This window comes from Pontimicrobium sp. MEBiC06410 (assembly GCF_053601615.1).
Genome location: NZ_JBSHNT010000155.1, coordinates 22,392 through 34,430 on the forward strand (window position 1 = coordinate 22,392; position 12,039 = coordinate 34,430).

General features: G+C 31.0%; 10 protein-coding genes. 3 read left to right on the top strand and 7 right to left on the bottom strand.

From position 1 onward, the window contains the following. Positions 1 to 2: 2 nt before the first annotated feature. From ACVC08_RS11170 to ACVC08_RS11185, 4 genes are all read right to left on the bottom strand, one after another. Positions 3 to 617, bottom strand: coding sequence for a bifunctional nuclease domain-containing protein (locus ACVC08_RS11170; protein WP_452596880.1), 615 nt, complete (start codon positions 615 to 617; stop codon positions 3 to 5). 162 nt (positions 618 to 779) lie between these two features. Further along, the gene (locus ACVC08_RS11175; RefSeq protein ID WP_452596881.1) at positions 780 to 1,742 is read right to left on the bottom strand and encodes an electron transfer flavoprotein subunit alpha/FixB family protein; all 963 of its coding nucleotides are present in this window, start codon (positions 1,740 to 1,742) and stop codon (positions 780 to 782) included. 105 nt (positions 1,743 to 1,847) lie between these two features. Then, on the bottom strand, positions 1,848 to 2,594 hold the full coding sequence (locus tag ACVC08_RS11180) for an electron transfer flavoprotein subunit beta/FixA family protein (protein ID WP_452596882.1): 747 nt from the start codon (positions 2,592 to 2,594) through the stop codon (positions 1,848 to 1,850). 195 nt (positions 2,595 to 2,789) lie between these two features. Then, positions 2,790 to 3,026 (bottom strand): T9SS type A sorting domain-containing protein, encoded by a 237-nt coding sequence (locus ACVC08_RS11185; RefSeq protein ID WP_452602087.1) that lies wholly within the window; start codon positions 3,024 to 3,026, stop codon positions 2,790 to 2,792. A 159-nt stretch (positions 3,027 to 3,185) separates the two neighbouring features. Here ACVC08_RS11185 and ACVC08_RS11190 point away from each other — a divergent pair, with 159 nt between their 5' ends. Together ACVC08_RS11190 and ACVC08_RS11195 are read left to right on the top strand one after the other, a co-directional pair. Then, the gene (locus tag ACVC08_RS11190) at positions 3,186 to 4,163 is read left to right on the top strand and encodes a pyruvate dehydrogenase complex E1 component subunit beta (RefSeq protein ID WP_452598215.1); all 978 of its coding nucleotides are present in this window, start codon (positions 3,186 to 3,188) and stop codon (positions 4,161 to 4,163) included. Positions 4,164 to 4,250: 87 nt separating this feature from the next. Continuing rightward, positions 4,251 to 6,755 carry a DUF5686 family protein gene (locus ACVC08_RS11195; protein ID WP_452602088.1) on the top strand — a complete coding sequence of 835 codons (2,505 nt, stop codon included), beginning with the start codon at positions 4,251 to 4,253 and terminating at the stop codon, positions 6,753 to 6,755. A gap of 1 nt (position 6,756) precedes the next feature. On the opposite strand, the gene ACVC08_RS11200 is transcribed toward ACVC08_RS11195, so the two are convergent. From ACVC08_RS11200 to ACVC08_RS11210, 3 genes are read right to left on the bottom strand one after another with little or no spacing between them, the layout of a single operon-like run. After that, the gene (locus ACVC08_RS11200; protein WP_452602089.1) at positions 6,757 to 9,294 is read right to left on the bottom strand and encodes a carboxypeptidase-like regulatory domain-containing protein; all 2,538 of its coding nucleotides are present in this window, start codon (positions 9,292 to 9,294) and stop codon (positions 6,757 to 6,759) included. Next, complete coding sequence (locus ACVC08_RS11205) at positions 9,281 to 10,189, bottom strand: FecR family protein (RefSeq protein WP_452602090.1); 909 nt, start codon at positions 10,187 to 10,189, stop codon at positions 9,281 to 9,283. The genes ACVC08_RS11200 and ACVC08_RS11205 overlap by 14 nt, the downstream gene beginning before the upstream one ends. Before the next feature lie 54 nt (positions 10,190 to 10,243). Beyond that, complete coding sequence (locus ACVC08_RS11210) at positions 10,244 to 10,753, bottom strand: RNA polymerase sigma factor (protein ID WP_452602091.1); 510 nt, start codon at positions 10,751 to 10,753, stop codon at positions 10,244 to 10,246. 167 nt (positions 10,754 to 10,920) lie between these two features. Between ACVC08_RS11210 and ACVC08_RS11215 the strand changes: the two genes are divergently transcribed. After that, complete coding sequence (locus tag ACVC08_RS11215; protein WP_452602092.1) at positions 10,921 to 11,982, top strand: hypothetical protein; 1,062 nt, start codon at positions 10,921 to 10,923, stop codon at positions 11,980 to 11,982. Positions 11,983 to 12,039: the final 57 nt, after the last annotated feature.

The window sequence follows — 12,039 nt, forward strand, 5'->3', positions numbered from 1 at the left end:
AGTTATCGTTTAGATATCTCGTCACGAAGCTTAGCGGCTTTTTCATAATCTTCATTGTTTACGGCTTCGTCTAATAAGTTATGTAAATCTTCAAGGGAGTGTTTTGCGTAGTTGTCTTGCAAAGGTGTAGGTTCTAGATCTTCGTTAAGAATATCTTCTACTAAAATACTGTCTTCTTCTGTTTCTTCTTCTTTGGTAGGGTCTACTTTTAAATATATTCCAGCTTTATCTAAAATATTTTTATAAGTAAAAATTGGTGCTTGAAAACGTAATGCTAAAGCTATAGCATCACTAGTTCTTGCATCTATAATTTCTTCTATTTTATCACGTTCGCAAATTAAACTAGAATAAAATACTCCATCTACAAGTTTGTGTATAATAACTTGTTTTACAACTATATCGAAACGGTCAGAAAAGTTTTTAAATAAATCGTGAGTAAGCGGTCTTGGAGGTCTAATTTCTTTTTCTAATGCAATAGCAATAGATTGGGCTTCAAAAGCACCAATAACAATAGGGAGCTTTCTGTCTCCATCTACTTCGTTTAATATCAATGCATAAGCGCCATTTTGTGTCTGGCTGTATGATATTCCTTTAATATTTAGTCGTACTAGACTCATAGTTTATAAAACGCAAAGAACTGTTTAAATTTGGACTTTACCAACTGTAAATTACAGATTTGATTTTTTGTCACTGTAATTTTACAAATTTTATATGACTTTAAAGTTTGTAAAATTAAATTTAAACAGCCCTTTGATAATTAAACTTAAATTTATAAAAAATTATGCGTTTGTGGCTTTAAAAGCTTTTAATTTTTCTATTAATTGTGGAACAACTTCAAAAGCATCTCCAACAACACCATAATCTGCAGCTTTAAAGAAAGGTGCTTCTGGATCTGTATTTACAACTACTTTTACTTTAGAAGCATTAATTCCTGCTAAATGTTGTATTGCTCCAGAAATACCAATAGCAATGTATAAGTTTGATGCAACTGGTTTTCCTGTTTGCCCTACGTGCTCAGAGTGAGGTCTCCATCCTAAATCGCTAACAGGTTTAGAGCATGCAGTTGCAGCACCTAATACATCTGCTAATTCTTCAATCATTCCCCAGTTTTCTGGGCCTTTCATTCCACGTCCAGCAGAAACTACTATTTCTGCATCTGCAATGGTTACTTTATCTGTTGCTTTGTCTACAGATTCTACTTTAACACCTGAAGTAGGAAGTACTGGAGAAAAATCTTCTGTAGTTGCACTACCATTATTTTCTACTAAACCAAATGCATTGTTTGAAACACCTACTATTTTTACATCTGTATCTATAGTTGTTAAATTAAATGCTTTGTTAGTAAATGCTGTACGTTTTACAGTAAAAGGCGCTGTGTTTGATGGAGCTTCTACAACATTAGAGGCATATCCTGCATTTAATCCTACTGCTAAAACTGGCGCTAAATATTTACTGTCTGCACTTTGGCTAACGATAACAACTTTAGCATCTTCTTTTTCTGCTGCTTGTTTTACAACAGCTGCATAAGCTTTTGCATTAAAGTCATTTAAATCGGCATTAGATACGTTTAATACTTTATCTACACCATACGCTCCTAGTTCTGAGCTATCATTTGCATTTACTGCTACAGCAGTCACAGAGGTTCCTAATTGATCGGCTACTGCTTTTGCGTAAGATGCGACCTCGAATGCTGTTTTTTTAAATTTTCCGTTTTCTGATTCTGTATATACTAAAACTGACATAATGTTTTCTTTTTTTTGTCATCCCTGCGAAGGCAGGAATCTCATTTAATGTTTTCGTAAACTTTAAAAGATCCTAAATCAAGTTCAGGATAACTTAGTTTACAACTAAATTACTTTAGCTTCGTTATGAAGTAAGTTTACTAACTCATCTAAATTATCTGCATCTACTAAAGTAACTGCACCTTTAGGAGCTGGTTTTTCAAATTTAAGTGTTGTCGTTTCTGCACTCGAAGCACTTGCTTCTACAACGGTTAAAGGTTTTTTACGAGCCATCATAATTCCTCTCATATTTGGAATACGTAAGTCACTCTCTTCAACTAATCCTTTTTGTCCAGCAATAACTAATGGTAATGTTGTAGAAACCGTTTCTTTACCTCCGTCAATTTCTCTTGAAGCTGTAGCATTAGTACCATCAATTTCTAAATTTATACAGTTTGTTACATAATTTGCTTCAGTTAATTCTGCTAACATACCTGGTACCATCCCTCCGTTATAATCAATAGATTCACGACCAGCAATAACTAAATCATAACCACCATCTTTTACAACTTTTGCTAGTTCTTTAGCTACTTGAAAACCATCTGTAGCTGGTGTATTTACTCTAATAGCGGTGTCTGCACCTATTGCTAATGCTTTACGAAGTGTAGGTTCAGTTTCTGGACCCCCAACATTAACAACATCTACGCTTGCTCCCTGTTTTTCTTTAAACCACATAGCACGTGTTAAACCAAATTCGTCATTTGGGTTAATAACAAATTGAACACCATTGGTATCGAATTTAGAATCACCATCAGTAAAATTAATTTTTGATGTAGTGTCTGGAACGTGACTAATACACACTAAGATTTTCATATTTTTTTGATTTTATTTGCTTTAACTATAAAACGTTACTAAAACGATATAGTAACTGCTATTTATAGCTAATTTTTAATTTTTATTTTCCTCTAAAAGAGGTCTAATTTATTGAGGTTACGAAGATAATTATTTTATTTGTAATAAATGCTATGCATGCATAGCAAATTTATAAGAAAAGTAAAATGAGGTTATTTATGTTTTTAATAATTTACTTCTATTATCTTTATCAAATACCTTTATTATATATAGACTTGAAGGATAATAATCAATCTTTATTTTATTATTCTCCAATGTTGTTTTTTCGAGGATTAATTTACCTGAGGTAGAAAAAACTTCAATAAATAGACTGTTGTCTTTTATATTAGATATTTGTAGGCATGGATTACCTTCTTTTTCATAAATATTGATATCTTCTATTTTAAAATACAATTAGTAATATAAAAAGAAAAGTAGTGGTTTTTCATAGCAATGATTAATGAATTTTACTTAAAGTATAAAAAAAAGTCTTTTTTAACTAAATTTAAAACTATTATTTATTTAATAGTTTTACGTGAATTCTTATTTTTGCTTTTCAATTAAAAAGAATAGATGAAGACAATTCAATTTAGAGAAGCAATAGCTGAAGCGATGAGTGAAGAAATGCGCAGAGATGAAAGCATTTATTTAATGGGGGAGGAAGTCGCAGAATATAACGGTGCATACAAAGCATCAAAAGGAATGTTAGACGAGTTTGGACCTAAACGTGTTATAGATACACCAATTGCAGAGCTTGGTTTTGCAGGTGTAGCAATTGGTTCTACTATGACGGGTAATAGACCTATTGTAGAATACATGACATTTAACTTCTCTTTAGTTGGAATTGATCAGATTATAAATAATGCAGCTAAGATTAGACAAATGTCTGGTGGGCAGTTTAAATGTCCAATTGTATTTCGTGGGCCAACCGCTTCTGCAGGACAGTTAGCAGCAACGCATTCTCAAGCTTTTGAAAACTGGTTTGCAAATACACCAGGATTAAAAGTAGTAGTTCCCTCTAACCCTTATGATGCAAAAGGACTATTAAAATCTGCCATTCGTGATGATGATCCAGTAATTTTTATGGAAAGTGAGCAAATGTATGGAGATAAAGGTGAAGTGCCAGAAGGAGAATACACTATTCCATTAGGTGTTGCAGAATTAAAAAGAGAAGGAACAGATGTAACTATTGTTTCTTTTGGTAAAATTATAAAAGAAGCTTACAAAGCAGCAGACGAATTGGCTAAAGATGGAATTTCGTGCGAAATTATAGATTTACGTACAGTAAGACCTTTAGATAAAGCTGCAGTTTTAGCATCTGTTAAAAAAACTAACCGTTTAGTAGTTTTAGAAGAAGCATGGCCATTTGGAAATGTATCAACAGAGTTAACATACATTGTACAATCTGAAGCATTCGATTATTTAGATGCTCCTGTTGTAAAAATTAACACAGCAGATACTCCTGCACCATACTCTCCAGTATTGTTAGCAGAATGGCTACCAAATAGTGAAGATGTTGTTAAAGCTGTTAAAAAAGTAATGTACAGATAGAATTGTACTAATAAATAATATTTTTTTACGTTATTTAAACTTCATTAGCACGATTGTTGATGAAGTTTTTCTTTTTAAAACCATTACATGAATAGATATAAATTACTGTTTTTCTTTTTTTGCTTCGGATGTCTTTCCGTTTTAGCGCAAACAAAAGTTAGTGGCTACGTTTTTGATGAATACGATTTACCTGTAGCCTATGCCAATATTATATTTAAAGGAACAAGTAAAGGAACAATTACGGATGAAAACGGAAAATTTTATTTAGAAAGTGATGAAAACCATGACACACTTGAAGTCTCTTTTATAAGTTACGAGACTCAAACTATTAAGCTAGAAAAACGTGTAAATTATAATTTAAAATTCACTTTAAAAGAAGCTGTTGCGGCTTTAGATGAAGTGGTAATTGTATCTGGGAAACAGCCTAAAAAGAATAATCCAGCCATTGATATATTAAGGAAAATATGGGCAAACAAACGTAGTAATGGCTTAAAACAATACAAACAATACCAATACGATAAATACGAAAAAGTAGAGTTCGATCTTAATACAATAGACAGTTCGGTTATAAAAAGTAAGCTATTTAAAGGGATGGAGTTTGTGTTTGACCAAGTTGATACCTCTAAAGTAACGGGGAAAACGTACTTGCCAATGTTTATTAATGAAAAATCTAGTGAGGTATACGGAGATAATGTAACAAAACAAAACAGAGAAATATTAAAAGGTAATAAAAACTCTGGGTTTAGCAATAATCAAGTAATTATAGATTTTGTGGACGACTTATATTCTGATTACGATGTTTATAATAACTATTTAAAATTTTTCGATAAAAGCTTTACAAGTCCAATATCTAGAACAGGAATACAAACCTATAACTATGTATTATCCGATAGTACTTTTATAGATAATAAATGGTGTTACAACATTATATATTACCCTAGACGTAAAAACGAACTAACTTTTAAAGGCGATTTTTGGGTGGCAGATACTACGTTTGCTATTAAAAGTATTAATATGCAAGCCTCTAAAAGCGCTAATATAAACTGGGTAAAAGAAATATATATAGAGCAAGAATTTGATGTCCTTAATGATTCTGTATTTTTAATAAAGCGAGATTATTTTATGTCGGATTTCGCCTTTAACAAAAAGGAAAAATCTAAAGGAATTTACGGTAAGCGAACAACACTTTACGATAACTATAAATTTGATGTAGAAAAAGATCAAAAATTCTACAAAGAAAAAGTATACAGTTTCGATGAAGACCTATATAACCAAAGTGATGAATTCTGGGAGAAAAACAGAATGGAATCCTTAAGTAAGGACGAAAAAGGGGTTTATACTATGTTAGACTCTTTAAAGAAAACCAAGAAGTTTAAACGCTTATATAATTTAGGAAGCATTCTAGCATCTGGTTATATTGAATTTCCTGAGTTAAAATTAGATTACGGACCAATTTTTTCAACCTTTGGCTATAATGATGTAGAAGGTTTAAGACTACGAGGTGGCGGAAGAACCTATTTTGGGCAGAACGATTTATGGCGTATTGAAGGTTTTTTAGCTTACGGATTTAAAGATGATAAATTTAAATATGGTATTTCAGGAAAATGGCTACTCGATAAAAAGAGTCGTTTTATAATCTCTGGAGGAAATAGGAGAGATGTAGAACAAATAGGAGCCAGTTTAACAACATCTACGGATGTTTTAGGACGTAGTTTAGCTTCGTCATCGGTTGTAGGAACAGGTGTTAACGATAAGTTGACTAATGTTAACCTAACCACATTAGCCATAGAAGCAGAACCGTTTAGAAACTTTATAACTCGCCTTAGCGGAACCTATAGAACGTTAGAGTCGGCATCGCCAACCTTTAGTTTAGACTATTATACAGACGCAACACAAACAACTACAGAGTCTGAGATAAAACAATTTGAAACAGCCTTTTCATTATCGTATTTTCCTAAACGAGAAATGACAGGCTTTGGTGTAGAACGCCGAACTAAAAATGATGACTTTGCTCGCCTATTTGCACAAGTAACACGAGGAGATAAAAGTATATTAAATGGAGACTTCGATTACACCAAATTACAATTTTCCTATTTACAACCTTGGGCCATTGGTGGTTTTGGTAGATTATATACTACAGTAGAAGTTGGTAAAACCTTTGGAGAAGTTCCATTAGGTTTAATGAGTGTGGTACCAGGAAACCAAACCTATTTCTCTATTTATAACACGTTCTCTCAATTAGATTTTTATGAATTTGTAACCGATGAGTATGCAACGCTACATGTAGAGCATAATTTTAATGGTCGTTTATTCTCAAGAATACCGTTCTTAAAAAAGTATAACCTAAGAGCCATTGCTGGGTTTAGAGCAGTTGTTGGAGATATTTCTCAAGCTAATAGAGATTTAAACGCTTCTGGATTAATCTATAAAGCACCTACAAAAGAAGCTTATTACGAATATAGTATTGGTATTGGTAATATTTTTAAAGTGTTTAGATTAGATTTCAACTTTAGAGGGAATTACTTAAACCCGCAAACCAATCCAGATGCTAGAAAATTTGGAGTTACTGGTAGTTTTGGATTTTATTTTTAACTTAAAAAGCGATTCTAAAACTAACATTTGGAGTTAATTTTAACGATAAGTTATCTATTTGTATCGTTTTTTCAGAATCTTCACGATTAACTTCGTAATAGCGATTAATAATGTTTTTTTGATTGGTTACGTTTTTAATACCTGCATTTATAGTACCCTTTGTTGTTTTAGAGAATTGAAAGGAATAACTTAAAGACGTATCAAAACGCATAAAACTTGGTAGATTTTCATTATTTGGTAAATCGTAATTAACAAAAGTATTATTACCATCTTGTATTGTCTCATTTCCATCTAAAGGTTTAGTAAAAGGTTGCCCAGATCGCCAGATGCCACCAAGAGCTATTTTTAAATTCTTTAGTATAGAGTAGTTAAAAGCTAAAGAAACAGAGTGTCTAATATCTACATTGTTTGGAAACATAGAAGGCGTAAATTGCTTAAACTCATAATCGTTTTTTGCATAAGTATAACTAAGCCATGCACTATAATTTTCTGCTGTTTTATTAGCTAAAAACTCTAACCCTTTTACGGTATAATTGCCAGAAGCATTAAGGAATTGAAAATTATTATAAAAGCCTTGATTTCTTGTCGTAATGCCTTCTACTAACTTATAAAATCCTTTAAATTCTAAATTAAAATTATTTTGCTTAAAAAGAATTCCCATTGACCCCTGCTTACTTGTTGTTATTGGTATATCGTTTTCGTTAGCTAAAATCCAACGCCTGTTTTCTACACCTAAAAAATCATCCTGAAAATCTATTATTTGAGTTGCTGTTTGATTTTTAAATTGCCCTTCTAGCTTTAAAGAAAATTGATGAGATAAACGCTGACTTATATTAATGCGAGGCTCTACAAGCAGAAGTTTAAATTTTTGAAAATAATTAACACGAACACCACCTCTTAAATAGGTTGAACCATTATTATACTCGCCTTCAGTATATAAGGCATGATTTATTAACACCTCTTTATTAACACGATTAAAGAACGGGATAGAAACACTGGTTCTGTTTAATATACCCGTTTCATTAAATTGATAGCCTAAAAGTAAGTTGAACTGCTTGGACCATTTATAATTAATATTTAATTTCGCACCAGTCTCTAAGACTTCATTCCCTTGTAGTAATAATTGATTGGTTTCTTTTCTTAAATCTGAAGCCTCTACATTATATTTAGAATAATATGTAATGAATTCTGTCTTTAGTTTAGGAGACCAATGTGCCATCCAAGTAGCTCCTATACCAAGGTTTTCTTGTTTTAAATTACTCGATTTAGTAGATGTTTCGTTATCAGAGTTTATAGTCTCTGAGTAATCTAAAGTATTATTAATACCTATAATATTTGCCCTAATTTTATGATTATCGTTTATATTATATAATACTTTGGAAGTGTAATCATAAAAGTTAAAATTAGAAGCGGTTGTACCATTTTCAAGAGAAGTGTTAATGTCACTATCTTGAAAACTTCTATTAAAATAGTTTTCGTAAGTAGGTGTAGATAAAATGTCTGTAAAGGAACGTCTCCCCGAAACATGGAACTCAAGATTTTTGGTAATAGGAATTTCTAAAAATAAATCGGCACTTATTAAATTAATGCCAGCTCCACCAGAAAAAGTATTACTTATATTGTTTTTAGTATACATATTTATAGTGCTAGACACCCCATCACTATATTGACTACTTGTACCATTTTTACTAACAATAACTTTATTAGTTAAATTAGGATTGTATGCAGAAATAAGTCCAAAAAAATGGCCAGAATGATACATTTTTATGTTGTCCCATAACATCAAATTTTCATCATTAGAGCCACCACGAACGTTAATATTAGAAATACTTTCATCGGTACTTTCAACTCCTGGTAAAGCTTGTATGGACTGTAAAATATCGGGCTCTATTAAACCAGGAAGAATACCAAATTTTTTAGTGTTAAGTACAGTACTTCCATCTAATCGTGTTTGTAAACCTGTTGTTAAATATTTAGTAATATTTACCTCATTAAGCTCAACATCGTCTTCAATAAGTCTAATAATATTGCAATTATCTAGCTCACTTTTAAAAAGTGTGTTGGTATTAATACGTATACTTTTATACCCTAAATAGGAAATAAAAACGGTACTATTTAAAGGCACATTATCTAATTGAAATGCTCCAGAAAAATTACTAATAGTGCCTTTAGAAGTATTTTCTATAACAATAGATGTACCAGCCAAAGGCTGCTCGTTAGCACTGTTTTTTATAACACCACAGATAGTAATAACTTTGTTTAAAACAGAAACAGTAATATAGCGTTCATCTAACTTTTTAAAGTTTAAAAGCGAGTTTTTGTTAAGATAAATAAGGGTTTGTTCAAGGTTTAAACGGTCTTTAGGAGGTGTTATATTTACGTGAGAAACATCGTTAAAAGCATAGGAAAACTTTACATTAAACTTAGTCTCTGTGGTCTCTAAAAATGTTACAAGTGGTATTTGTTCTAATGCTACTTGACTAAAACAAAACTGTGTAATTGTAACAAGTATGTAGACAAGGTGTTTATTCGCTTTCATATTTGTAAAAAGTAACCGTATTGCCATCAATTTTATAACTTAGTTTTAATGGTATAGTAACGGCTTGTAATGCAACTTCTTTGTTAGTATGAGAAAAAGAACCTGAGTATAAAATGCTTTTATCTATAGCTTTAGTAATAATATTAATATCGTAATAATTTTCTAATTCAGTAATAACGTGCTCTAAAGGTACTTTAACAAAGGTCGATTCTTTATTTAACCAAGAAGGCATTAGTGTTTTAAAATCACTAACAGGGTCTATATTACCATTAACAACCCTAAACGATTTTCCAGGAGTTAAAACCATGTTAGTTTTGTTATAAGTAACAGAAACAGAGCCTTCATAACATTGCACTTCAAAATAATTTTTACGTTCTTTTACATTAAATTGTGTGCCAAGTACTTTTACAACACCTGCATTTGTGTCTACAGTAAAAGATTGGCCTTTACTAACCTTAAAAAAAGCTTCTCCTTCTAAATTTAAGTGTCTTTCTTTTTCCCATTCTTTAGCATTATAACTTAACTTAGAAACAGCATTAAGGGTTATTATTGAATTATCTGGAAGCGTTATAACTTCTGTTTCTGCAATAGCAGTATTAAAATTGGTGTTATTAGTATTAAATATAAAATAGCCAGCAGTTAATGCCACTATAAGTAGTGCAGCGTATTTGTAAAAGCGTGCAAAATTTAAAGACTTAGTTTTTGTCTTCGTTTTATGCTTTACTTTAAACTCTTCTAGCAGTTTATGTGCGTCAACTTTTGGAGCTTGCATTTGAGAGCTATAATGCGCTATTTTTTCTAATACTTCAAAATCCTCTATTTGCTTTAGGTTTTTTACAGCGTCATTAGAAAGTTCATTATCTAACCATTTTAATATGTCTTTTTCGTTTTTCATTTTATAATACCTTCAATTTTAGGACACTCACTATTTAAATTACCCTACCTTAATTTATATGTTTCCTATTGTTTGCTTTAATTTTGTCAAAGCAGAAGACATTCTTTTTTCTACTGCCTTTTGCGAAATACCCAGTAACTCTGCAATTTCTCTGTATTTTTTACCTTCAATTCTATTTAGTAAAAAAACTTCCCTTTGTTTAACAGATAATAAGGCAATGGCATCTTGTAATTTGGTTTTAAACTCCTCTTCTTCTAATAAATATTCTGGGTTTTGATTATTAATATCTACATAAGGTGCCGCTTTTGCATACTCTAATACAATTTTGTGATGTCTAATTTTATTTAGAAATAAATTATTAACAGATGTAAAAAGGTAACTCTTAGCTTTATTTAAATCTACATTAGCACAGTTTTCCCATAATTTAGAAAAGGCATCTTGTACTAAATCTAATGCTTCATTACTATCACCACACTTATAAAATGCAAAATTAGTAGCATGTTGTATGTGCTTTAAATAAAAATTATTAAAAAAAGCATCCTCGCAAAGCATCTTATTACTCATTATATGATAAGTTTAAAATAAAGAAATAGCAATGTAAACTAAAAAAAAATATTTACAAAGGTGGGGTAAATTAAAAAGTATGTGTCTAAAGTACAAATGGGCGAAGATTCGCTATTGAAAAATAAAATTTACAATAAAAAACTAATGATCTAAAAAAAAATAAAATTATGAAAAACTTAAAATTAATTACAGGAGTATTTTTAACAGCCTTACTAACATTTACATCATGCCAAGATGAAATTAGTGAAGAAACAGGACAAAACCCAACAACTAATGCTAACACTGCAAATTCGCAAACAGCAACCAATTTAAAACGATCTGCAATGTTAGATGGTTCGTTTGATGACTTTTTAGATGGTGTATCTTGTGCTACGGTACTTTTTCCTGTAACTGCAACAGTAAATAATACAGAGGTAACCCTTGTAAGTGAATCTGACTACCAAACAGTAACAGCTATTTTAGCCGAATTTAATACAGATGAAGATAATGTAACGTTACAATTCCCTTTTTCACTTCAATTAAGTAATTATACTGAAGTGGTAATATCTAATCAATCGGAGTTTGATGCTGTTATAGATGCATGCGAAACAGCAGAAAACCAAGCCGAAGATGCCTTATCTTGTATAGATATCCAGTTTCCAATGACAATTTTAACTTATAGTTTGAATTTAGACCAAACGGGGAGTGTTGTCTTAGAAAGTGAAGAGCAGTTGTTTACTTATATTAATAATTTTGATGAAAACGAGTTGTTTACAGTAAGCTACCCAATTACAGCTGTAACTGCAGGAGAAGTAACCACTACAATAGCTAGTGATTCTGAATTACAAAACAGTGTTCAAGAATGCATGGATCATGAAAATGAAATGGAAGAAGCAGAAGAAAATTTAAATGCTTTAGAAGAAATATTAGTAAATAATATATTTAAAATAGAATCTTTTGTTAACTCTGGTATAGATACAGCTAATGATTATGCTGAATTTACTATAGATTTTGCTAACGATTTAACAATGGTAGCAGAAAATACTGTAAACACTACAATAGAAGATGTAGAAGGAACCTATGAGGTAACGTCTGAAACAGAAGTATTTTTAAACTTAAATTTTTCAGGAAATGCAACCTTTACGTTATTAAATCAAAACTGGGAGGTTACTAGTTTTAGCAATAACTCGGTCTCTTTACAAAGTACAACCAATACAGCAATAACATTAGTTTTAAACACTGTTAATTAGTAAAAATATTAATATAAAACATATTACTTATAAAAGAAAATTCTTTCAAAGTACATA